Genomic DNA, 22,181 nt, shown 5'->3' on the forward strand with positions numbered 1-22,181 from the left:
TCCCGCCCCCTTACGCCTGGGCCTTCTTGATGGCCACGGACTTGTCCGGGTCCCAGAAGATCTGGACCGCATCCCCCTCCCGGAATCGCTCGTCCTGCTCAAAGCGGGAGAGCTTGACCTCGGTTCCGTCGGAGATATCCAGGGCCGTCTTGACCACCGTGCCCATGTAGGTGAAGTCCTTTACCTTGGCGGGCAGCTCGAAGCCTTCGAACTTGCCCGTGCCTACCTCCAGATACTCGGGACGGATGGAGACGTGCATCTCCTCCCCCACCTGGAAGCCCTCGCCCCGGGTGGTGAGCATGCCCGCCGGGCACTCCACCCGCAGCAGGTCCCCGTCCACGGCCCGGACCACGCCGTCAAAGATGTTGGACTCGCCGATGAACCCGGCCACGAACCGGGTCTTGGGCCGGTCGTAGATCTCCCGGGGGGTGTCCAGCTGCTCGATGACGCCGCCGTTCATGACGGCGATGCGATCGGACATGGTGAGGGCCTCCTCCTGGTCGTGGGTGACGTAGACGAAGGTGATGCCCAGCTTCTTCTGGAGCCGCTTGAGCTCGATCTGCATCTGCTTGCGCAGCTTCAGGTCCAGGGCGCCCAGAGGCTCGTCCAGCAGCAACACCTTGGGGTTGTTGATGAGGGCCCGGGCGATGGCCACACGCTGCTTCTGGCCGCCGGAGAGGGCGTCGGGCTTCCGGTTCTCGTAGCCGGCGAGCTGCACCAGGGAGAGCATCTCGGTGACCCGGCGGCGGATCTCATCCTTGGGCACCTTTTTAATGGTGAGACCGTAGGCCACATTGTCAAAGACGGTCATGTGGGGAAAGAGGGCGTAGTTCTGAAAGACTGTGTTTACGTCCCGCTGGTAGGGCTCCTTGTTCTCCACCCGCTCCCCCTGGACCTTGATGATGCCGGAGGTGGCATCCTCAAAGCCGGCGATCATCCGCAGGGTGGTGGTCTTGCCGCAGCCGGACGGACCCAGCAGGGTCAGGAACTCTCCCTCCTGGATCTCCATGTTCATTTGCCGTACCACCAGATTGGAACCAAAACGTTTTTCCACATTGATCAGAGATACGATACTCTCCGGCATGCCATTCCCACCTCATTTTTAATCAAAACCACAAAAAATCACAGAGATTTCATGGGGTTTTCTCGCCGTTTTTTCCAGTCGTCTGCATCATAGCATACTTTTTTTATAATAGCAATGGATTTTTACAGATATGGAAAATTTAAATCATACCAATTTAAGGTTTTGAATATTTCTTTTCTGAATTTCAGCGGTTTTTCTCTTTCCTGCCACCGCTGTTCCGCTTCTTGCCAGCGAAAATTGGTCCAAAAACAAGTTTTCTTATCTGTACCCATCTCTTCCCGTTGCGCCGCGGCTGCGGTTATGATATGATAGGCAGTACGAAGAATACCAATTTGGGAGGGACGGACATGCAGGAATATCGGCCCCGGCCCAGCGCCCGGGCTCGCGAGCTGCTGGAGGGACTTCTGGCGGATTACCGGCTGCGGCCTGGGGACCGCCTCCCCTCGGAGCGCAGTCTCAGCGATGCCTGGGGACTCAGCCGCACCACCCTGCGCAGTGCGGTAGCCCTGATGGAGCAGGACGGCCGCCTGCTGTCCCGACCGGGTGCAGGCACCTTTGTGGCGCCGGAAAAGTACACCCGGAGGCTGCAGGGCCTGCTGTCCATGAGCCAGTCGGCGGCGGAGCAGGGCCGTCAGGTGACCACCCGGCTGCTGGAGCTGCGGCGGACGGAATGTGACAAGCATCTGGCACGGCGGTTCAACCAGGTGCTGGGCTACCCCCTCTATAAAATCGTACGCCTGCGGTCGGTGGATGGCGAGCCTCTGATGGTGGAGACCTCCTATATACCGGCCCAGAAAGTGGCCGGCCTGGAAAACAAGGACCTGGAGAACCACTCCCTCTTCTCTATTTTGGAGGAGGACTTCGGCATCCTCCCCGTCCAGGGCGAGGAAGAGATCGGCATCACCTATGCCACCGCCGAGGAGGCCGAGCTCATGGGCATTGAGAGCGGCTCTCCCCTCTTCTGGATCGTCAGCATGACCTACGACCAGACGGGACAGCTCATGGAGTATTGCCGTGGGGCGGCCCGGCCCGACCGGCTGCGGATCACTACGGTGATGGAGTGTCAGGAAGAGGAGGCGGACAGCAATGAGGCGTGATGAGCCGGTGGGCCCCAAGTCGCCCCTCTATCTCCAGCTCCGGGAGCTCATCCGGGGCAAAATTGAAAACGGCGAATACCTCCCAGGCACCGCCATCCCCTCGGTGGGCGCCCTGGCGGAGACCTACGGTATCCACCGTCTGTCGGTGCGCTCGGCCATCTCCGCCCTCATCGGCGAGGGGCTTCTGAAAAGCGTCCAGGGCAAGGGCATCTTTGTGGTGGGGGAAAAGCTGGCCAAGGACCTGGAGACGGCGGGCGGCTTTGAGCAGACGCTGAAGGAGTCGCCCCAGCGGTCGGAGACCCGGCTGCTCATTAAGGCGGCCCGTCCCGCCGGCACCCTCTACGCCGGCTATCTGGGCTGCTCCCCCCAGGAGCCCCTTTTCTACGTCAAGCGTCTGTGTCTGCTGGACGGGGAGCCTCTCTCCCTGGAGGAGGCCTACGTCCCCCAGAACCTGGTCCCCAACCTGCCCGACGTGGATCTGAACGTCTTCTCCCTCCACCAGGTCTACGCCTTCTATGGCATTCGGATCTCCCGCGGGGAGCAGAGCCTTTCCATCTCCCGGCTGGACTCGGCTGAGGCACGGCTGCTGGATGTGGACGCCCACCGGGGCGTCCTCACCCTCCAGTGCGTCAGCTACGACGCCCAGGGACGGGCGGTGGAGTTTGCCCGCTCCCACATCCGCGGTGACAAGTGTGATTTCCACGTCCATTTTCACCGGTGACGCCTACCGTCTCCGGACAGAGCAAAAGCGGACCCTCCGGCGTCTGGAACACCGGAGGGTCCGCTTTTATAGCTTAACATTCTAATTTTGGAGCCGGTCTCACTCGCCCACATCCATACCTTACAGCTCCTCCAGCTCCCGCACCTCCTCGGGTTCGGGACCAACGGCGCCGAAGCACAACTTCTGCACCACAGGCTGAAGAGGCTTTTTGAAGAGCCCCATGACCTTGCCCACCACAATGGCGGTGATGACGGTACCCTCACGGATCCCCATAAGGCCATGGAGGAAGACGAAGGAGAGCAGGATTCCCAGGGCGACCGTGCTGCAGTCCACCACGATCTTGACATTGTGGAAGGGTCGGCCCACCTTCCTCGCGATGGCCTGGGTGAGCCCCTCCATGGGCATGGCCACCAGGTCCACCTCCATATAGAGGAACACGCCGAAGGCCACCGTAACGATGCTGATGACCAGCATCACCAGCTGTCCGGCATAGGTGGGCAGGGCGAAGTCGGCCAGCAGCCACTTGGTAAAGTCGGTGAAGTAGCCGAAAATGGTGGAGAAAATGATCTGGGTCAGGTTGATGAGACGGAACTCCCGCCGGAGAATGAGGATCTGCAGGACGATATAGACGCCGTATACCGCGATGACGCAGGTACCCAGAGCCGTGTCGGCAATGAGGCTGATCACATAGGGCAGAGAGGTCACTGGAGAGACGCCCAGATCGGAGTTGACGGCGAAGGCCACGCCCAGAGCCATAAAAGAAAAGGCCGACGATGTAGAGTACGACACGGGTCGCCCACTGGGCGGGGGTGCTTTTTTCATAGACAAAATTCCTTCCTTTCCTGGCCTGTCCGCCGCTGTCCCGCGGCGCGGAACGTGACCGCAGCTTCACGGCCGCTCCGCTCAAACCTCAAATATGTTCAGTGAACTTGTTCATATATAGTCTAACACCGGCTGGAAAAAGCGTCAATAGTCTCCAGCCGGCCATTCCATACACGGCGGACCCGGCAACGCCCCTCCGGTGTGAAACGGACATGGACGGAACGCCACGCCCTTGCAGGAGCAGTATTTTTCCTGTATAATCCGTGGTACAAAAACCGATCCGTATCGAGGTGGAGGACATGGAGACCGAGAACAAAAGCAAGCGGCAGCTCCAGGCGGAGCAGACCAAGGACAAGCTCTTCCATGCAGCGGTGGAACTTCTAACGGAGAAGGACTTCAACGACATCACCATCCGGGACATCGTGGCCCGGGCCAAGGTATCCATCGGTACCTTTTATAATCACTACTCCACCAAAATGGAGGTCTTTTATGAGGCCTACCGCATCGCCGACCACTACTTTGCCGAGACAGTGGCGCCCCTGCTCACCCAGGGGTCGGCGCTGGAACAGATCACGGCGTTTTTCGACTACTACGCCCACTACTCCAGCGACCTCACCGACCTGCGGATGACCAAGCTGCTCTACAACCCTGACAACACCCTCTTCAGCCGGGACCCCCATCAGGGCATGGTTGGGGTGCTCATCGGGATCATCCAGCAGGGTTTGGACGACGGTACGCTTTCCGGCGATGACAGCGCCGAGGTAATCGCCGAGTACCTGATGATCTCCGTCCGCGGCCTGGTCTACAACTGGTGCACCCGCGACGGCTCCTACGATCTGGCTGCCGTCATGCGGAAATTCGTCCACCGCCTGTTGGCCTACTACCGCTCCGCCGCCGACGGCCACACAGAATGATAAATTGAGACATACGAACGCCCGGAAGATGGATTCTTCCGGGCGTTCTCTGTTTTTCGCTCAGGACTTGTCTCCTCGTGCATCTTTGATTTGTCGACATTTGTCCATGTATCAAGCACATTTTCCTTTGTTTTGTCGCTGCATGCAAGATTGTCTTGCTTTTCCTGCTATTTTTACTAAAAAAGGCGGACAAATCAGCGTCAGCCCAAAAATATTTGATCATTATTCGGAAAGCGGCTTGCATTTTCTCTGACACATTGCTATAATAAAGCAACGGCTGTGGACAATCGTTCTCTATGTGAAGACAGTTTGTCTCATCCGACAGAACGGACAAGGAGGAACCAGCAACAATGAAAAAGTTTCTTGCATTCGCGCTTTCCTGCTCCCTGGCCCTGACAGCCCTGGCCGGCTGCTCCAGCACACCGCCCTCCAGTGCCGCCCCTGAGACCGGCAGCCCTGAGGCCTCCGCCCCCGCCGCCAGCGGCGACAAGGTGGTCCGCATCGGCGTCTTTGAGCCTTCCACCGGCGACTCCGGCCCCGGCGGCAAGCAGGAGATGCTGGGCATGCAGTACGCCAACACCGAGACCCCCACCGTGGACATTGGCGGTGAGACCTACACCGTCCAGCTTGTCTACGCCGACAACGGCTCCGACTCCGCCAAGGCCCCCACCGCCGCCGCCGACCTGGTGGCCCAGGACGTGGCCCTGGTGCTGGGTTCCTACGGCTCCGGCGTTTCCATGGCCGGCGGCCCCGTCTTCGATGAGGCCGGTCTGGCCGCCATCGGCGTCACCTGCACCAACCCCGGTGTCACCGCCGGCAACGACTACTACTTCCGCATCTGCTTCCTGGATAACTTCCAGGCCCAGGTCCTGGTGAACTTCGCCGAGGAGAAGTTCTCCGCCAAGAAGGCCTACCTGCTGGGTGAGCTGGGCAACGAGTACGACCAGGGCCTCATCAGCTACTTTGAGCAGACCTTCTCCGGTGAGGTGGTCAAGGACTCCTTCCCCACCAACACCTCCGACTTCACCACCTACCTCAACAAGGCCGTGGCCGAGGGCTGTGACGTTATCTTCTGCCCCGTGTCCATCGCCTACTCCACCCAGATCGTGAAGCTGGCCGCCGACATGGGTCTGGAGATCCCCATCCTGGGCTCCGACACCCTGGACAGCAACATGGTCCTGGAGGCCGCCGCCGGCTCCAACGTGAAGCTCTATGTGTCCACCTTCTACCAGGAGGGCGGCTCTCCTGAGTTCGACAAGGGCATCAAGGCCTACATCAACGGCGACTCCACCGCCCTCACCAACAACGGCGGCAACGACACCATCGCCGCCGTCACCGCCATGGGCTACGACGCTTACTATGTGGCCCTGGAGGCCCTGAAGGCCGCCGGCTCCACCGATCCCGCCGCCGTCAAGGCCGCTCTGCCCGGCGTCACCTACACCGGTGTGTCCGGCTCCATCGCCTTCGACGAGCAGGGCGACGCCGTCCGCGACACCGCCTACATCAAGACCGCCGACACCGCCAACAATGTCTGGACGCTGGAGACCGTCCAGACCGCCAGTTGATCCCTGCCGACATTATGCATGCCGCCTGGCGGAGTCCCCGCCAGGCGGCGTCTTACCTGGGCACCGCAGCTCATCCGCGGCCCCCGATGGGGCCGCCTCGAAAGCTGCCGCCCCCGGCCGCTTTCGAGACGGTCTGATCCGATCCAAGTTGAGAAAGAAAGGGAGGTCATCCCTGTGCAATACGCCGTATCCATCCTGCTCTCCGGCATTTCCTTGGGCGGACAGTACGCCCTCATCGCCATCGGCTACACCATGGTCTACGGTATCCTGCGCCTCATCAACTTCGCCCACGGCGACGTGTTCATGGTGGCCGGCCTGATGATGGTCTACCTCAGCGCGTCCCTGCCCCTCATGGCCAGTCTGCCCCTGATGCTGCTCCTCACTGTGGTGCTGGGCTTCGTCATTGAGCGGGCCGCCTACAAGCCCCTGCGCTCCGCCCCCCGCATGAGCGTCATGATCTCCGCCATCGGCGTGAGCTACCTTTTGCAGAACCTGGCCACCTATGTCACCGGCGGCCTGCCCCAGATGTACCCCTCCCTGCCCTTTCTCTCCGAGTCGGTCACCATCCTGGGCGCCCCCACCAAGTGGGTCACCGTGGTCACCCCCATCCTGGTGGTGATCCTGGTCATCGCCCTCACCCAGCTCATCAACCGCACCAAGGTGGGCATGGCCATGCGGGCCGTGGCCAAGGACTTCGAGACCAGCCAGCTCATGGGCATCAAGATCAACTCCGTCATCTCTGTGACCTTCATCATCGGCTCCTTCCTGGCGGCGGTGGGGTCCATGCTCTACTTCACCAACTACCCCTCCATCGTGCCCCTCTCCGGTGCCCTGCCGGGACTGCGGGCCTTCGTGGCCGCCGTCTTCGGCGGCATCGGCTCCATCCCCGGCGCCGTCATCGGCGCCTTCCTCATCGGCATCTGCGAGAGCATCATCAAGGGCTCCGACTGGAGCGTCTTCTCCGATGCCTTCACCTTCGCCCTGCTCATCGTGATCCTGGTGGTCAAGCCCACCGGCCTCTTCGGTGAGAAGGCCACCGACAAAGTGTAAAGGGGGCGCTTGGATATGCTGCAACAGAAAAGCAAAAAGGGCGCCTTCCTCGCCCTGGTCTTTGTGGTGGCCTTGCTGGCCCTGGTGGTGCTCCTGGAGAACACCCTGGACCCCACCAAGTACATCCTCCTCTTTACGTCCCTGAAAAAGGGCGCCGTCTACGCCCTGGTGGCCGTGTCCATGAACCTGCTCAACGGCTTTACCGGCCTCTTCTCCCTGGGCCAGGCCGGCTTCATGCTCCTGGGCGCCTACACCTACGCCATCCTCACCATCCCTGTGGAGAGCCGTGAGAGCGTCTACTACCTCTACGGCGGCTCGGCGGTGAAGTTCTCCCTGCCCGACCTGTTCGGCGGCGCCGACACCGTCCCCGGCCTGGTGCTGGGCGTCCTCATCGCCCTCATCCTGGCCGGCTGTGTGGCCGCCGTGGTGGCCTGGCTCATCGGCCTGCCGGTCCTCCGGCTCAAGAGCGACTACCTGGCCATTGCCACCCTGGGCTTCGGCGAGATCATCCGTGCCGTCTTCCAGTGGGATAAGCTGGGTCCCGTCACCAACGGCGCCAACGCCCTCAAGAGCTTCCCCACCTTCTCCAGCTTCAACATCACGGGGGCCGACGGCCAGGTGGTCTTCCGCCTGTCCACCTTCGTGGCCTTCCTCATCGCCGCGGTGTGCATCGCCGTCATCGTCCTGCTCATCAACTCCTCCTACGGCCGGGCCTTCAAGGCCATTCGGGAGGACGAGATCGCCGCCGAGGCTATGGGCGTCAACCTGGCCAAGCACAAGCGCCTGGCCTTCTGCATCTCCTCCTTCTTCGCCGGGGTGGGCGGCGGCATGTTCGCCATGTTCGCCAACCAGGCCCAGGCCAAGACCTTCACCACCGCCATGACCTATGAGATTCTCCTCATCGTGGTCATCGGCGGCATCGGCTCCGTGTCCGGCTCCACCATCGCCGCCTTCCTCTATGTGGCGGCCAGCGAGTGGTGGCTCCGCTTCCTGGACTCCGAGACGTGGGTTTTCGGCGTCAAGGTCCCCTTCCTCCGCACCGGCTTCCGGATGGTGGTCTTCTCCATCATCATCATGATCGTGGTCCTCTTCTTCCGCCGGGGCCTCATGGGCAGCAAGGAGCTGCCCGACCTCTTCCGGCCGAGGCCGAAAAAGTCCGCCCGAAAGGCTGGTGAGCACAATGGCTGAGAACGTACTGCGCCTGGAGGACGTCACCATGCAGTTCGGCGGCGTGGTGGCCGTCAACAACCTGTCCCTGGAGGTGAACCAGGGGGAGATCGTGGCCCTCATCGGCCCCAACGGCGCCGGCAAGACCACCGCCTTCAACTGCGTTACCGGGGTATACGAGCCCACCAACGGCCGGGTGAGCCTGGCCGGGGAGGTCATCGTGGAGAACCACCCCCAGGGCAAGATGAAGACCATGTACCAGGGGGAAAACAACGGCAAGTACACCAATGTGGTCCGCCTCACCCCCGATCAGATCACCCAAAAGGGCATCGCCCGCACCTTCCAGAACATCCGGCTCTTCGGCGCTCTCACGGTCTTTGAGAACGTGCTGGTGGCCAAGCACATGCGGGCCAAACAGAACTTTCTCTCCGCCACCTTCCGTCTCAACGCCTCGGAGGAGAAGCGGATGCGGGAGGAGTCCATGGCCCTCCTGGAGGAGCAGGGCCTGGCCCACCTGAAGGACGAGGTGGCCTCCTCCCTGCCCTACGGCCTCCAGCGCCGGCTGGAGATCGCCCGGGCCCTGGCCACCGACCCCAAGCTCCTCCTCCTGGACGAGCCGGCCGCCGGCATGAACCCCCAGGAGACCCAGGAGCTCACCGATTTCATCAAGCAGATCCGGACCGAGTACAATCTCTCCGTCTTTATGATCGAGCACCACATGGACCTGGTCATGCAGATCTCCGACCGGATCTACGTCCTGGACTTCGGCCGGCTCATCAGCCAGGGCACACCGGAGGCCGTGCAGAACGACCAGCGGGTCATCGACGCTTATTTGGGGGTGGCAGACGATGCTGAGGATTGACGACCTGCGGGTCAACTACGGCGGCATTGAGGCCGTGAAGGGGATCTCCTTCGAGGTGCCGGAGCGGGAGATCGTCACCCTCATCGGGGCCAACGGCGCCGGCAAGTCCACCACCCTCCGGGCCATCGCCGGACTGGTGAAGCCGGCCTTGGGCCGCATCCACCTCCAGGCGGAGGACATCACCGGTCTCTCCCCCGACCGCATCGTGTCCAAGGGCATCACCCTGGTGCCCGAGGGGCGGCACGTCTTCCCCGACCTCACGGTGCTGGAAAACCTGAAGATCGGCGCCTACCTGCGCACCGACAATCTGGAGGACGACATCAAGTGGGTGTACGACCTCTTTCCCCGGCTCAAGGAGCGGTCCTGGCAGGCGGCGGGCACCCTCTCCGGCGGCGAGCAGCAGATGCTGGCCGTGGGGCGGGCCCTCATGTCCCGGCCCAAGATCATGATGATGGATGAGCCCTCTCTGGGCCTGGCCCCGCTGGTGGTCAAGGGCATCTTTGAGATCATCAAGGAGATCAACCGCCAGGGCGTCACCATCCTACTCATTGAGCAGAACGCCAACATGGCCCTCCACATCGCGGACACCGCCTACGTGCTGGAGACCGGCCGCCTCACCATGCGGGGCACCGGCAAAGAGCTTCTCAACAACGAGGCCGTCAAAAAGGCCTACCTGGGCTAAATACGACAAAAGGGAGGACCGTTTCACGGTCCTCCCTTTGTTATGTTCCATTCACAGGAGATAAAAGCCCACCCAGCCGCAGGCCACGCCCAGGAGCGCTCCGACCAGCACGTCCCGTGGGAAGTGGATGCCGGCCACCACCCGGGTAACGGCCAGCAGCACGCCTACCACGCCCAGAATCCAGCCCACCGGCGGGCAGACCCAGCCCCAGGTCATGGCGATGACGAAGACGGAAAAGACGTGGCGGCTGGGGAAGGACTCTCCCTTTTTGTCCCTTGGGATGAGGGGGACGATGTTCAGGGCCTCATAGGGCCGGGGGCGGTTGAGTCCCCGGCGGACCACGCTCAGGGACACAAAGGAGACCGCCGGTACCAGTACCAGCCGGAGGAGGCGTGGGTCCTTCGTCACCAGCGCCCAGAGCAGCAGGGCGGGATAGAGGAGATAACAGCTCAGGGTGAGGACCCGGTTGAAGGCCTTCAGCCCCTTCACAGCGCCGGGCCGCCCCCGGAAGGGCCGGCTCAGGGCCTCGTATTGTTCTTTTGTCATGGGTCCACCTCCAGGTGTCATGTTTTTTCATCATAGCTTCTCACGCCCCGAATTGCAAGAGCGGATACAATTTTTCGTTGCGCCGCTCGCTTTACCGTGGTAAAATATCCCCCAGTCAACAACAAGGAGAGGACCGATATGAAACTTTCCCAGCTGCTCACCCAGGGACGGGTCACCGTCTCCTGTGAACTCTTCCCCCCCAAGACCGGCGCCGCCCTGGCCAAGGTGGAGGACGTCCTCCGGGACACCGCCGCCCTGGCCCCCGATTTCATCAGCGTCACCTACGGCGCCGGTGGCTCCACCTCCAAGCGTACCCTGGAGCTGGCCGCCCGGCTCCAGGACGTGTACCGGGTCCCCGCCCTGGCCCACCTCACCTGCGTCTCCTCCACCCGGGACCAGGTGGCCAACATGGTGGAGCGGCTCCGGGCCGCCGGCATCGAGAACATCCTGGCCCTCCGGGGCGACGTCCCCCAGGACACCTCCTTCCCCTCCCCGGAGCACTACCACTACGCCAACGAGCTCATCGCCCACATCCGCTCCCTGCCCGGCGGGCAGGACCTGTGCATCGGCGCCGCCTGCTACCCCGAGGGCCACGTGGAGTGCCCCCACTTTACCACCGACCTGGACAATCTGAAGCGGAAGGTGGACGCCGGCGCCGACTTCCTCACCACCCAGATGTTCTTCGACAACGACGTGCTCTACCGCTTCCTCTTCCGGGCCCTGGACAAGGGCATCACCGTGCCCATCGTGGCGGGCATCATGCCCGTCATCACCGTCCAGCAGATCCGCCGGTCCTGCGAGCTCTCCGGTACCGTCATGCCCCCCCGGCTCCAGGGCATCGCCGACCGCTTCGGCGACGATCCCGCCGCCATGCGCCAGGCCGGCATCGCCTACGCCACCGAACAGATCCTGGACCTCATCGCCCACGGCGTGGAGCACATCCACATCTACACCATGAACAAGCCGGAGGTGGCCGCCAAGATCATGGACAACCTCTCCTGCATCCTCCGTCCCCATGGCTGAGATCGACTGGAAGGAGGCCCGCCGGTATCTGGGGCTCCACCGCCCCGGCGGCAATGTGGACGAACAGCTGGAGGACACCCTCCATTCCTGCGGGGCGGAGCTGGAGGCCACTGCCCGCCCAAGGGCGGTGTGGCGCCGTTTTCCACTGACGGTGGAAAACGGGATGGTGACCTGCGCCGGTATGGTCATCCCCAGCGCCCACCTGGCCCGGCACCTCAAAAGCTGCGGGGAGGTGTATCTCTTCGCCGCCACCCTGGGGGCGGAGACCGACCGGCTCCTCCGCCGCTCGGCCGTCACCCAGGTGAGCCGGGCCGTCATCCTCCAGGCCTGTGCCGCCTCCCTACTGGAGGCCTACTGCGATGAGTGCTGCGACGGTCTGGCCCATGAAGTCGCCCCGGAAGGGCTCTTCCTCCGGCCCCGGTTCAGCCCCGGCTACGGCGACTTCCCCATCGCCTTTCAGCGCCCCCTGCTGGAGGCCCTGGAGGCCTCCAAGCGCATCGGCCTCACCGCCACCGAGACCATGATGCTCACCCCCACCAAGTCGGTCACCGCCGTGGTGGGGCTCTCCCCCACCCCCTGGTGCCCTCCCACCGGCTGCGCCGCCTGCGGCAAGACCGACTGCGCCTTCCGGAAGGGCTGAGCACCCATACCATTTCATAGATAAAGGAGTCCACCCATGAACATCAGAGAAGAACTGGCCCGTCGGGTGCTCATTTTCGACGGCGGCATGGGCACCATGCTCCAGGCCGCCGGCCTCCCCGCCGGCTATGAGCCGGAGCTGTGGAACCTGGAGCGGCCCGACGCCGTCCGGACCGTCCACGCCCAGTACCTGGCCGCCGGAGCCGATATCGTCACCACCAACACCTTCGGCGCCAACGCCGTCAAGCTCGCCGGCCATCCGGTGGAGGAGATCGTCACCGCCGCCGTATCCCTGGCCCGGGAGGCCGTGGCCGAGCACGGCAGCGGCTTTGTGGCGCTGGACCTGGGCCCCACCGGCCGTCTGCTGCGCCCCATGGGAGACCTGCCCTTTGAGGAGGCGGTGGCCGCCTACGCCCCCGCCGTCCGGGCGGGTGCCGCCGCCGGGGCCGACCTGGTGCTCATTGAGACCATGAGCGACCTCTACGAGGCCAAGGCCGCCGTCCTGGCCGCCAAGGAAAACTGCGATCTGCCCATCTTCGTCTCGGTGGTGCTGGACCAGACCGGGCGGATGCTCACCGGCGGCGACCTCTCCTCCGCCGTGGCCCTGCTGGAGGGCCTGGGGGTGGACGCCATCGGCCTCAACTGCGGTCTGGGCCCCGAGCAGATGGCCGCCCTCTTCCCGGAGATGCTCCGCCTCACCTCCCTTCCCGTGCTCATCCAGCCCAACGCCGGCCTCCCCGAATGTGTGGACGGCTGCACCCACTTCCGGGTGGGGCCCGAGGACTTTGCCGCCGCCATGGCGGAGCTGGTCAAGTCCGGTCTCCGGGTGGCGGGAGGCTGCTGCGGCACCACCCCGGAGCACATCCGGGCCCTCTCGGCCCACTGCCGGGACCTGCCCGCCCTGCCCGTTGCCCCCAAGCACCGGACCTGGGTGTCCTCCTACGCCCGCACCGTGGTCTTTGGGGAAAAGCCCGTGCTCATCGGCGAGCGCATCAATCCCACCGGCAAGCCCCGGCTCAAGGAAGCCCTCCGGTCGGGGGATATGGACTACGTTCTCCGGCTGGCCATCGAGCAGCAGGAGAAGGGGGCCCAGGTACTGGATGTGAACGTGGGCCTCCCCGAGGTGGACGAGCCCGCCCTCCTGCCCCGGACGGTGGAGGAGCTCCAGGCCGTCACCGACCTCCCCCTCCAGATCGACACCAACCACCCGGAGGCCATGGCCGCCGCCATGCGGTGCTACAACGGCCGGCCCCTGGTGAACTCGGTGAGCGGCAAGGCCGAGAGCATGGCCGCCGTCTTCCCCCTCCTGAAACAATACGGCGGCACCGCCATCGCCCTTACCCTGGACGAAAACGGCATCCCCGCCACCGCTGAGGAGCGGGTGGCCATTGCCCAAAGGATCATCGACACCGCCGCCAGCTACGGCATTCCCAAAGAGGACCTCATCTTCGACCCCCTGGCCCTCACCATCAGCGCCGACCAGAGCGCCGCCGCCGTCACATTGGAGACGGTGGAGCGCATCACCCGGGAGCTAGGCTGCCGCACCAGCCTGGGGGTTTCCAACGTGTCCTTCGGCCTGCCCCGGCGGGAGGCGGTCAACTCCGCCTTCTTCCTGCTGGCCCTGGAGCACGGCCTGTCCGCCGCCATTCTGAACCCCAACTCCGCCCCAATGACCGACGCCCTGCGGGCCTACTGCGCCCTGAAGGGGCTGGACCCCAACTGTCAGGACTACATCGCCGCCATGGCTGGGGAGACCGCCCCCGCCCCCACGCCCGCCGCGCCTGCCGCCGGCATGGACCTGGGCGCCGCCGTGGAGCGCGGCCTCAAGGAGAGCGCCGTAGCCGCCGCCAAGGCGGCCCTGGACGGTGGCAAAGCCCCCATGGAGCTCATCGACGGCGGGCTCATCCCCGCTCTGGACCGGGTGGGCGCCGCCTTCGAGACGGGCAAACTCTACCTCCCCCAGCTCCTCATGAGCGCCGAGGCGGCCAAGGCCGTCTTTGAGCTTCTCCGGGGGGCCATGACCAAAGAGGGGGAGCGCCCCGCCGCCAAGGCCAAGGTGGTCCTCTCCACCGTGAAGGGGGACGTCCACGACATCGGCAAGAACATCGTCAAGGTGCTGCTGGAGAACTACGGCTATCAGGTGGTGGACCTGGGGAAGGACGTCTCCCCCCAGGCCGTGGCCGACGCCGTGGTCCGAGAGCACGCCGCCTTCTGCGGTCTCTCCGCCCTCATGACCACCACCGTTGGAGCCATGGAGGAGACCATCGACCTCCTCCGCCGTGAGGCCCCCTGGTGCAAGGTCATGGTGGGGGGCGCCGTCCTCACGGAGGATTACGCCCGGCGGATGGGCGCCGACTTCTACGGGAAGGACGCCATGAGCGACGTGCGCTACGCCGACGGTGTCACCGAAGCCGGCTGATCTCTCCCGTGGGTTTTTGTGGAAACCGACATACTTCCAGTTGCTTTTTTCCAACGCGGACGGTATACTGGATGTTAGAAGCTTATGTCGACCGCTCCGGCCGACCACCAAATGCCCATGGAGGTGTCACGCATGAAAGTGAAACGACTGCTCTCCGGCCTGCTGGCGCTGGTCATGGTCCTGACCGCGACCATTCTGCCCGCATCCGCCGCCACCACCTTTCCCGATATCCAGAGCCACTGGGCCAAGAGCTACATTGAGGCCATGACGGCCGCCGGGATGTTCAAGGGCTACGAGGACGGCAACTTCAAGCCGGAAAACCAGCTCACTACCGCTGAAGCCCTGGCGCTGTGCGCCCGGACCGTGGGTCTGGACTCCAGCACTACCATGGATATCGCCACCGACTACTATGACACGGTGAAGACCACGCTCAACAACGAGCAGACCTGGTTCTATCAGGAGTTCTCCATCTGTCTGGCCACCGGTATCCTCACCACCTCCGACCTGAAGAGCCTCTACCAGTCCGGCGACCTCACCGACCCCATTGCCAAGGAGGACCTGGCCGTCTATCTGGTCCGTGCCATGCAGCTGGGCCCCATGGCCGAACGGCTCACCTCCTATCCTCTGACCTTTGATGACGCCTCCTCCATCTCCGCCGACGCCAAGCCCTCGGTGTACCTGCTCCACGTCTACGGCATCGTGGAGGGCGACGAGTTCAACGACTTCAGCCCCAAGCTGAACGTCACCCGGGCCGTCATGGCCACCATGCTCACCCGGGCCATCGCCTACATGCAGGCCCACGGCACCTCTCCCGACCTGCCCGAGTACACCGACTACGCCTTCCGTCAGGGCGTCATCTCCTCGGTCTCTACCACCAACGGTGTCATCCAGCTCTCCCTGAACAGCGACCTCACCGGCGCCGCCATCGGTACCGTCACCCTGCCCGCCAACGTGAAGATCTATGAGAACAACATGGAGACCACCTCCTCCGCCCTGAAGAACGGACGCCATGCCCGGGTCTGCCTGGACAGCTCCGGCACACCCTTCGCCGTCCGGGTCAGCGGTGAGCTGGAGACCTTTACCGCCACTGTCAACGGCATCGACGGCAAGAATGTAGCCGTCACCGCCGACGGCACCGGCCGGCTCCTCACCATGGACCGCCTCACCCAGGTCCAGATCGGAACCAAGACCACCGGCGACTACTCCATTGTGGACTCCGGCGCCAACTACACCACCGCCGTGTGCAAGCTGGACGACCAGGGCCGTCTGGTGGCTATCCAGTTCACCGGCGGCACCTCCACCGTGGAGGGCATCCTCTCCGACTACATCAAGGCCTCTACCAGCTCCGCCAACGCCACCATCCAGCTCATCGGTTTTGATGGCGTCACCCGGACCTACACCATCCCCTCCGACGCCACCATCACCGTGGACGGCCTGGTGGACTCTCTGAGCAGCTCCCTCAAGGACAGCTACGTAATCCTCCGCCTGCTGGATGAGGACGCCTCCGTCCAGTCGGTCTCCGTGGACACCAAGTCCAACTATGTCCAGGGCGTCATCAAGTCCGTGGACTCCTCTGACGACACCATCTCCATCACCCGGCTGTCCAACGACCGCACCGCCACCTACGACGTCACCTCTTCCGCCGTCATCACCTACGACGGGGAGACCACCCGCCTCAAGGACCTGGACAAGAACGACTTCGTTACCATCCTCCTCAACGAGAGTGACGACGCCACCATGATCCAGGCCTACCCCAGCTCCACCACCACCGAGGGCACCATCAGTGAGCGGACCTTCGGCTCCGGTACCGACACCACCATCACCTTCGTGGTCACGCAGAAGGATGGCACCAAGGTGAGCTTCAAGGTGGACCTGTCCGATCCCCCCGTCGTGGAGCGGGACGATGAGGACTCCACCGTGGATAAGCTCCGGGTGGGCGACGAGGTGGAGTTCACCGTCCGCTACGGCGATGTGACCCGCATCGAGGCCACCACCCAGAATGTCAACCTCACCGGTACCGTGGAGCGCATCATCCAGGAAAAGAGCGGCTACACCCTGGAGATGCTCCTCTCCGATGGTGAAGAGGTCTCCTACACCGTGGACAACTCCGTCTCCGTCACCCAGAACAACAAGGAGGTCGCCCTCTCCTCCCTGAAGCCCGGCTATAAGCTGGGGCTGGCCGTCAACGGCGACCAGGTCGTGGCCATCGAGCTCCAGCAGGCCGTCAATACCGGCAACAAGGTTTCGGGCACCATCCTCTACGTGGACTACTCCGAGGACATCATCTATCTCCGGGCCACCACCGACACCGGCAGCGAGGAGATGGTCACCGTGGAGGTCCCCTCCTCCGCCGTCATCCTCAACGCCTCCACCGGCGGCACCCTGGTCCTCCGGGACCTGGACACCGGTGACAGCATCGAGGTCAACGGCGCTTATAGCGGCACCATCTTCCAGGCCACCATCATTCTCCGCCAGTAAGAGCACTTCGCGCAGGGTCTCGCTTTTTGGGGAGCGGGGCCCTGTGCCATTTTATCCGATCATCTAGTAATAGGAGCGATTTTGCAATGTCTCAGAATGTTCAGAATTTGATGGAGGAGATCGTCCTCCAGAATGTGGATTCCGTCATGGCATCGCAGGGCTGCTGCACCTGCGATGTCTGCCGGACCGATGTGATTGCGTATGCCCTCAACCACCTCCCTCCGCACTATGTGTCCACTCTCCACGCCGGCTGATGGTCAAGCTGAGCAACTGCGCCCTGCAGTCCCAGGCTGACGTCACCGCCGCCCTCAGCGAGGCTGCGCTCTTGATCTCCAAGCATCCCCGCCATCCCGTCTGATCATACGACAGCCGCAGTCAAAAAGGACCCGCCCTGGGGCAGAGCGCTGAACAGATCCAGTAAAAACGGACAGTGACAAAAGCCCCCCTGATGTAGGAAAATAGACTACATCAGGGGGTTTTGTCATGAAGAAACGAAATTACACACACGTTCAAATGCTTTTACCAGAGATCAAGGCCATGTTGGCAGAGGGGAAAACACAGCGGGAAGTCGCAGAATACTATGGCTNGGGTCTTTATTTTACCACATCCCGTGGTGCTTGTCAAGCACTTTTTTCAGCTTCTTTCGAAGTTTTCAGAGTGCTTAACTCGTTTGCGTCTTATGCGAACTCATTTAGTCTACCAGATCGTTGAGCTCTTGTCAAGAACTTTTTTCAAGTCTCAGAGAATTTCTTCTCATCATCGACTGGATTCAGTACCTTTCGTCAGGCGCTCCGTTAATATATCAGATCGTCCCCGTATTGTCAACACCTTTTTTCATATTTTCCATTTTTTCTTCTCCTGTCCTTTACAGTGGACATCTGTCCGCCAATCCTCCCATTGCAGGCATCGGCAGATTGTGTTACTCTTTACTTATATATTAGAAGTCTTATACTTCGTTAATACTTGTAATTCCCATTGCATAACAGGGAGGTCCCATCTATGCCCATCAAAATCCCAGACTCCCTTCCCGCCCGCACGACACTGGAAGGCGAGAATATCTTCGTCATGACAGAATATCGGGCCATGCATCAGGACATTCGTCCTCTGAATGTCCTGATCCTCAACCTGATGCCTACGAAGATCGTGACCGAGACCCAAATCCTGCGCAAGCTCTCCAACACACCTCTTCAGGTAACGGTAGAGTTGCTGCGCACTTCCAGCTATCAGTCTCATAATACCGACGAGGACCATCTGTCCTCCTTTTACACTACCTTTGATCAAATTCGCAACCGGCGTTATGACGGCATGATCATTACTGGCGCTCCAGTGGAGAACCTGGACTTCACTCAAGTGGACTACTGGGATGAGCTCTGTGAAATCATGGAATGGTCTAAGACCCATGTCCACTCTACGCTCCACATATGCTGGGGTGCCCAGGCCGGCCTCTATTTTCACTATGGGATCGAGAAGCGTTCTCTGCCGGAAAAGCTCTTTGGCGTGTTCGACCACCGGGTCCTGAAACCCAACTCCCCTCTTTTCCGTGGCTTTGACGATGTCTTCCAGGCTCCCCATTCCAGATATACTGAAGTCTATGAGAGCGACATAAGGGCTACCCCCGGTTTGGAATTGCTCTCTGTCTCCGGAGATGCAGGCGTCTTTGCTGTAAAAAGCGTGGACTCCCGGCAATTCTTTATTACCGGCCATCCCGAGTATGATCCAGACACACTGGCCAAAGAATATTTCCGGGACCGGGACAAGGGGTTACCCATTCATGTGCCCTATCATTATTTCCCTAACAACGATCCCTCCCGTCCCCCCATCGTCCGCTGGAGAAGCGCTGGCCAGCTGCTTTATACCAACTGGCTCAATTACTACGTATATCAGACCACACCTTACGATATTTCTGAAGTCCATTGATTTTATCTTCAAAATGGGTGTTGTCAGTTTACTATTGACAACACCCGTTTTTTTGCTTGCAAAGAGAGCGAGAATATATTATACTTCTCCTATGTCCCGCATAGATATTGGGGCATGTAGTTTAGCCGTGTGGATTCTATAGCATAATTTCTCCTCAATATAGTTGGGTGTAGTACAAGTTGGGCGCACGCTTGGTTTGGGAGCATATCCCGCCCATCCATGAGGACAAAACCGCAACCCCGCAACTCGCTGGGACACTACCATAAGCGGGAACCATTTCCGCAAAGCCATTGGTCAAAAAACGACCAAGACCACATGAAAGACCACAGATAAAACAATTCCATAACCGGGTGTAGCGCAGTTGGTAGCGCGCTTGCTTTGGGAGTGCCGTGGACTTCATCCACGACCTGAGAAGGCGAAGCCCGGAAAGCCTTGCGGCACGGGCGTTTGCGGGATTTCTCCGGATTGCGAAACAGGACCGAAAAGCGGCCCTGACCACAGGAATGACCACAGACAGGAAAATCTTTGATTTTCGCCTGTGGCGTGTTATAATGGCAAAAACTGAATATCCGGGTGTAGCGCAGTTGGTAGCGCACGTGATTTGGGTTCACGGGGCCGAGCGTTCGAATCGCTCCACTCGGACCAAAGGACGGTTATTTGGATAGAATAACCGTCCTTGTTTATTTCCTTTCAAGCACTTTCAGCCCAATGGTTTCCGAGGATATATTATAAGCCGTCAAGGAGCAGTTTCTTTGACGGTTTTCTTTTTGCTTTTGGCACACATGCGTCTACCGACCTGGGTTCAGTGGACTAACTTCCTATGTAACGCAACTTTGGGGGATAATCAACTAAAGCTGTGCGCTGCTAAACAAAACAGCGCACAGTTTAATTTTTTTGAAGAATCATTTAATAGATTTCTAATTATCTCTTTAGATGTTCTTATATGCCGGTATAGCCCGTTATTCCGGGCTTTTCCGGCACTTTTCATATCGGAAGAACCTCACAAATCTTTTTATTACCCCTCATGTTTTCGCTCTCAAAAGTAGTAAAAGCAGTAGTAAATTCTGCGTACTACTTATGCCGCCTTGGTTTCCTCGGCGCTTTCCGCCACAGGCTCCGGCTTGGCCTCTGCGGTGGTTTTTGCCTTGGCTTGCAGCCGTTCCATTTCCTCCTGTGCGGAATGGAAAGTAGCGTGGGCATAATAGTTCAGCGTCATTACAATGTTGGCGTGTCCCATGATGTACTGCAATGCCTTGGGGTTCATGCCCGCGTTTGCCATTCTGGTACAGAATGTATGCCGCATGGTGTGCGGCGTCATCACATCGGGCAGCGGCTCCTTGTGGCACTTGTTGTACTTCTTTGCAAGGCACTTGAACATGGCGTCATAGTTGACGGCGGTTTTGGGCAGGCCGTCCCGGTTCAGGAACAGGAAGTCCTTATAATCGTCAACCTCAATGCACCTGCCGTCCCTGCGCTTCTTTAACACGCGCTCAAACGCTTCATAGGCGGCTGCGCTCATCGGCACTTGGCGGAATCCGCTTTCTGTTTTTGGCGCTTCGATATAGTAGCCGTCCTCGGTGCTTCTCAAAAGCTGGTGGTCTACATTCACAAAGCGCTTCTCAAAATTCAGGTCAGCGGGCGTCAGGCCGCAGAGTTCGGAAATACGAAGCCCGGTTTCCAGCAGGATCACCACCTCGTCATAATACTTGGCATAGACGGGATCGTTCTGCATGAAGTCTAAAAGCTCGTTTTCCTGTGTAGGGGTAAGCGGCACCTTTGGTACGGTATCGTCGTTGATAACCTCATTGATCTGGAAGTCAAAGGGATTCTTGCGGAGGCAGTCATCCTGTACGGCCATATAAAAGATGGCTTTTAAGGAACGCTTGCTGTTGCAGATGGTGTTGTAGGCAACGCCCTTTTCCTGCATACGCAAGGCCCATTCTTTCGCGTCGGACAGCTTCACGCTGTCAATGCTGGCCGCGCCCAGCTTATCTTCGGACAGAAGTTTCATCAACTGCTGGCGGCTCTTTTGGGTTCCTTTCCGCACATTCCCGCGCTCCCGGGTGTACTTTTCATAAAGCTGGCACACGGTCATTTTCTTGCCGATGGTGTCGATCCCGTCGTCAAGGTCTTTCTGTATCTGCTTGATCTTCTCGCGCAGGGAAAGACAGGGCCGCTTCCCGGCAGGTACTTTGTCGGTGGGTACTAACTTCCATGAGTAAACAAACTGGGGTTCTCCAAAGGTGTCAATGTATTTGTAAGCGTATCTTCCATCTGATCGCTGGCTCTCTCCAGACTTCAAAAGGCGGCCTTTGTTGTCCCGTCTTTTTTCATCTCGTTCTTTTCTTGGCATTTCGTCATGCTCCTTTCCATGACGGAAAGAGCCTTGACACGCTTATAACCTATTATAACACGCGCAAGGCCCTTTTTCACTATATTGTGTCAAGGGAATCAATGATTTTTTCAAACTGCTTCCGCTTGATCTGGATGCGGTTGCCGTTCAGGATCACCGTAACCGTCAAATCTCCCTGCGCATAAAAAGGCCGCCATCTCAGTGCCTGTGCATTGAGATGGCGGCCTGCAGTTCTATTATGATTTAGGACTTCTGCATTCCTGGGGTGCGTTCACCGGGAGGAAAGATTCGGCCCAGGCTTCATCCGTCTGGCTCATGTCAGGCGCGTTGTGCAGGAGCCANTGCGCTGCGGGACATTCCCATCAGGCGGCCAATTTCTTCGTCAGTCAAATCCAGAACAAAGCGGAGAATCAAAATACTCTGCTCGTCTTTTGGCAGGCTGGCAAATGCCTCGGCCACAAGCTCGTTGTCGATATGTAGGTCATACCCATGCGAACTGAATGTAAAGCTGTCGCAGGAATACCGATCTACGGTCGAGATCTTGTCCCAATCAGCCGGGGAAAGAGCGTCCAGCGACACTTCACGGTCGCGGCGGCACTTCATTTCCCGCAGATAATCTATCGCCTCATGGTATCTGCGGGAGCAGTGGCCCTATCTGGTACGCTATCTGGAGGACGGCAGGCTGGAACTCTCCAACAACCGTGCCGAGCGCAGCATTAAGCCATTCGTCATGGGCCGGAAGAACTGGCTCTTTTCCAACACCCCGGCCGGCGCCCAGTCCAGCGCTGTGATCTACAGCCTGATTGAGACCGCAANGGATCACCCAGCCAGCGGTGGGGTTT

18 protein-coding genes, 1 tRNA gene and 2 pseudogenes are annotated in these 22,181 nt (G+C 60.5%); 16 read left to right on the forward strand and 5 right to left on the reverse strand.

The window, feature by feature from the left end; genetic code table 11:
• Nucleotides 1-10: 10 nt before the first annotated feature.
• Nucleotides 11-1,084: an ABC transporter ATP-binding protein gene (locus E0E29_RS01845; RefSeq protein ID WP_130848387.1), complete on the reverse strand. Its 1,074-nt coding sequence runs from the start codon at nt 1,082-1,084 to the stop codon at nt 11-13.
• Nucleotides 1,085-1,431: 347 nt separating this feature from the next.
• On the opposite strand from E0E29_RS01845, the gene E0E29_RS01850 reads away from it, so the two are divergent.
• Together E0E29_RS01850 and E0E29_RS01855 are read left to right on the forward strand one after the other, a co-directional pair.
• On the forward strand, nt 1,432-2,181 hold the full coding sequence (locus E0E29_RS01850; protein ID WP_165449757.1) for a GntR family transcriptional regulator: 750 nt from the start codon (nt 1,432-1,434) through the stop codon (nt 2,179-2,181).
• Nucleotides 2,171-2,902, forward strand: coding sequence for a GntR family transcriptional regulator (locus E0E29_RS01855; RefSeq protein WP_130848389.1), 732 nt, complete (start codon nt 2,171-2,173; stop codon nt 2,900-2,902). Before E0E29_RS01850 ends, E0E29_RS01855 begins: the two co-directional genes overlap by 11 nt.
• A gap of 120 nt (nt 2,903-3,022) precedes the next feature.
• Here E0E29_RS01855 and E0E29_RS01860 read toward each other — a convergent pair whose 3' ends face one another.
• A complete protein-coding gene (locus E0E29_RS01860) occupies nt 3,023-3,724 on the reverse strand; it encodes a YczE/YyaS/YitT family protein (protein WP_130848390.1) in 702 nt (233 codons plus the stop codon).
• Nucleotides 3,725-4,023: 299 nt separating this feature from the next.
• On the opposite strand from E0E29_RS01860, the gene E0E29_RS01865 reads away from it, so the two are divergent.
• The 6 genes from E0E29_RS01865 to E0E29_RS01890 all read left to right on the forward strand — a co-directional run bounded on the left by E0E29_RS01865 (nt 4,024) and on the right by E0E29_RS01890 (nt 9,964).
• Nucleotides 4,024-4,638 carry a TetR/AcrR family transcriptional regulator gene (locus E0E29_RS01865; protein ID WP_130848391.1) on the forward strand — a complete coding sequence of 205 codons (615 nt, stop codon included), beginning with the start codon at nt 4,024-4,026 and terminating at the stop codon, nt 4,636-4,638.
• A 350-nt stretch (nt 4,639-4,988) separates the two neighbouring features.
• Nucleotides 4,989-6,203 carry an ABC transporter substrate-binding protein gene (locus tag E0E29_RS01870; RefSeq protein ID WP_130848392.1) on the forward strand — a complete coding sequence of 405 codons (1,215 nt, stop codon included), beginning with the start codon at nt 4,989-4,991 and terminating at the stop codon, nt 6,201-6,203.
• A gap of 174 nt (nt 6,204-6,377) precedes the next feature.
• The gene (locus E0E29_RS01875) at nt 6,378-7,253 is read left to right on the forward strand and encodes a branched-chain amino acid ABC transporter permease (protein WP_227603048.1); all 876 of its coding nucleotides are present in this window, start codon (nt 6,378-6,380) and stop codon (nt 7,251-7,253) included.
• 15 nt (nt 7,254-7,268) lie between these two features.
• Nucleotides 7,269-8,441, forward strand: coding sequence for a branched-chain amino acid ABC transporter permease (locus E0E29_RS01880; protein WP_130848394.1), 1,173 nt, complete (start codon nt 7,269-7,271; stop codon nt 8,439-8,441).
• Complete coding sequence (locus tag E0E29_RS01885) at nt 8,434-9,282, forward strand: ABC transporter ATP-binding protein (RefSeq protein ID WP_130848395.1); 849 nt, start codon at nt 8,434-8,436, stop codon at nt 9,280-9,282. Before E0E29_RS01880 ends, E0E29_RS01885 begins: the two co-directional genes overlap by 8 nt.
• Nucleotides 9,269-9,964 (forward strand): ABC transporter ATP-binding protein, encoded by a 696-nt coding sequence (locus tag E0E29_RS01890; RefSeq protein WP_130848396.1) that lies wholly within the window; start codon nt 9,269-9,271, stop codon nt 9,962-9,964. Before E0E29_RS01885 ends, E0E29_RS01890 begins: the two co-directional genes overlap by 14 nt.
• Nucleotides 9,965-10,015: 51 nt before the next feature.
• Here E0E29_RS01890 and E0E29_RS01895 read toward each other — a convergent pair whose 3' ends face one another.
• A complete protein-coding gene (locus E0E29_RS01895; RefSeq protein WP_165449758.1) occupies nt 10,016-10,510 on the reverse strand; it encodes a phosphatase PAP2 family protein in 495 nt (164 codons plus the stop codon).
• 138 nt (nt 10,511-10,648) lie between these two features.
• Between E0E29_RS01895 and metF the strand changes: the two genes are divergently transcribed.
• The 7 genes from metF (at nt 10,649) to E0E29_RS01935 (ending at nt 19,631) form a co-directional block, all read left to right on the forward strand.
• On the forward strand, nt 10,649-11,533 hold the full coding sequence (metF, locus tag E0E29_RS01900) for a methylenetetrahydrofolate reductase [NAD(P)H] (protein WP_130848398.1): 885 nt from the start codon (nt 10,649-10,651) through the stop codon (nt 11,531-11,533).
• Entirely contained in the window at nt 11,526-12,173 is a 648-nt protein-coding gene (locus tag E0E29_RS01905; protein WP_130848399.1) for a Vitamin B12 dependent methionine synthase activation subunit, read from the forward strand. Before metF ends, E0E29_RS01905 begins: the two co-directional genes overlap by 8 nt.
• A 36-nt stretch (nt 12,174-12,209) precedes the next feature.
• Complete coding sequence (locus E0E29_RS01910) at nt 12,210-14,591, forward strand: homocysteine S-methyltransferase family protein (protein ID WP_130848400.1); 2,382 nt, start codon at nt 12,210-12,212, stop codon at nt 14,589-14,591.
• Between the two features lie 132 nt (nt 14,592-14,723).
• Nucleotides 14,724-17,069, forward strand: coding sequence for an S-layer homology domain-containing protein (locus E0E29_RS01915; RefSeq protein WP_165449759.1), 2,346 nt, complete (start codon nt 14,724-14,726; stop codon nt 17,067-17,069).
• Between the two features lie 86 nt (nt 17,070-17,155).
• Nucleotides 17,156-17,323 (forward strand): late competence development ComFB family protein, encoded by a 168-nt coding sequence (locus E0E29_RS01920; protein WP_130848402.1) that lies wholly within the window; start codon nt 17,156-17,158, stop codon nt 17,321-17,323.
• 745 nt (nt 17,324-18,068) lie between these two features.
• Nucleotides 18,069-18,986 carry a homoserine O-acetyltransferase MetA gene (gene metA, locus E0E29_RS01930; protein WP_130848403.1) on the forward strand — a complete coding sequence of 306 codons (918 nt, stop codon included), beginning with the start codon at nt 18,069-18,071 and terminating at the stop codon, nt 18,984-18,986.
• 569 nt (nt 18,987-19,555) lie between these two features.
• Nucleotides 19,556-19,631, forward strand: a tRNA-Pro gene (locus E0E29_RS01935).
• Nucleotides 19,632-20,061: 430 nt separating this feature from the next.
• On the opposite strand, the gene E0E29_RS01945 is transcribed toward E0E29_RS01935, so the two are convergent.
• Complete coding sequence (locus tag E0E29_RS01945; protein WP_130848405.1) at nt 20,062-21,339, reverse strand: tyrosine-type recombinase/integrase; 1,278 nt, start codon at nt 21,337-21,339, stop codon at nt 20,062-20,064.
• Between the two features lie 342 nt (nt 21,340-21,681).
• A pseudogene (locus E0E29_RS01955) lies at nt 21,682-21,972 on the reverse strand (sigma factor-like helix-turn-helix DNA-binding protein); the annotation flags it as partial.
• On the opposite strand from E0E29_RS01955, the pseudogene E0E29_RS01960 reads away from it, so the two are divergent.
• Nucleotides 21,971-22,153: pseudogene (locus E0E29_RS01960) on the forward strand (IS66 family transposase); the annotation flags it as partial. The pseudogenes E0E29_RS01955 and E0E29_RS01960 overlap by 2 nt on opposite strands.
• Between the last annotated feature and the right edge of the window lie 28 nt (nt 22,154-22,181).

Source organism: Intestinimonas timonensis, assembly GCF_900626145.1.
In the GTDB taxonomy this organism is placed as follows: domain Bacteria; phylum Bacillota; class Clostridia; order Oscillospirales; family Oscillospiraceae; genus Intestinimonas; species Intestinimonas aquisgranensis.

Coding starts and splice junctions, on each gene's coding strand:
- E0E29_RS01890 (WP_130848396.1), top strand. CDS start 9,269: ATGCTGAGGATTGACGACCTGCGGGTCAACTACGGCGGCATTGAGGCC.
- E0E29_RS01860 (WP_130848390.1), bottom strand. CDS start 3,724: ATGAAAAAAGCACCCCCGCCCAGTGGGCGACCCGTGTCGTACTCTACA.
- metF (WP_130848398.1), top strand. CDS start 10,649: ATGAAACTTTCCCAGCTGCTCACCCAGGGACGGGTCACCGTCTCCTGT.
- metA (WP_130848403.1), top strand. CDS start 18,069: ATGCCCATCAAAATCCCAGACTCCCTTCCCGCCCGCACGACACTGGAA.
- E0E29_RS01915 (WP_165449759.1), top strand. CDS start 14,724: ATGAAAGTGAAACGACTGCTCTCCGGCCTGCTGGCGCTGGTCATGGTC.
- E0E29_RS01865 (WP_130848391.1), top strand. CDS start 4,024: ATGGAGACCGAGAACAAAAGCAAGCGGCAGCTCCAGGCGGAGCAGACC.
- E0E29_RS01855 (WP_130848389.1), top strand. CDS start 2,171: ATGAGGCGTGATGAGCCGGTGGGCCCCAAGTCGCCCCTCTATCTCCAG.
- E0E29_RS01945 (WP_130848405.1), bottom strand. CDS start 21,339: ATGCCAAGAAAAGAACGAGATGAAAAAAGACGGGACAACAAAGGCCGC.
- E0E29_RS01850 (WP_165449757.1), top strand. CDS start 1,432: ATGCAGGAATATCGGCCCCGGCCCAGCGCCCGGGCTCGCGAGCTGCTG.
- E0E29_RS01905 (WP_130848399.1), top strand. CDS start 11,526: ATGGCTGAGATCGACTGGAAGGAGGCCCGCCGGTATCTGGGGCTCCAC.
- E0E29_RS01920 (WP_130848402.1), top strand. CDS start 17,156: ATGTCTCAGAATGTTCAGAATTTGATGGAGGAGATCGTCCTCCAGAAT.
- E0E29_RS01870 (WP_130848392.1), top strand. CDS start 4,989: ATGAAAAAGTTTCTTGCATTCGCGCTTTCCTGCTCCCTGGCCCTGACA.
- E0E29_RS01845 (WP_130848387.1), bottom strand. CDS start 1,084: ATGCCGGAGAGTATCGTATCTCTGATCAATGTGGAAAAACGTTTTGGT.
- E0E29_RS01885 (WP_130848395.1), top strand. CDS start 8,434: ATGGCTGAGAACGTACTGCGCCTGGAGGACGTCACCATGCAGTTCGGC.
- E0E29_RS01895 (WP_165449758.1), bottom strand. CDS start 10,510: ATGACAAAAGAACAATACGAGGCCCTGAGCCGGCCCTTCCGGGGGCGG.
- E0E29_RS01910 (WP_130848400.1), top strand. CDS start 12,210: ATGAACATCAGAGAAGAACTGGCCCGTCGGGTGCTCATTTTCGACGGC.
- E0E29_RS01880 (WP_130848394.1), top strand. CDS start 7,269: ATGCTGCAACAGAAAAGCAAAAAGGGCGCCTTCCTCGCCCTGGTCTTT.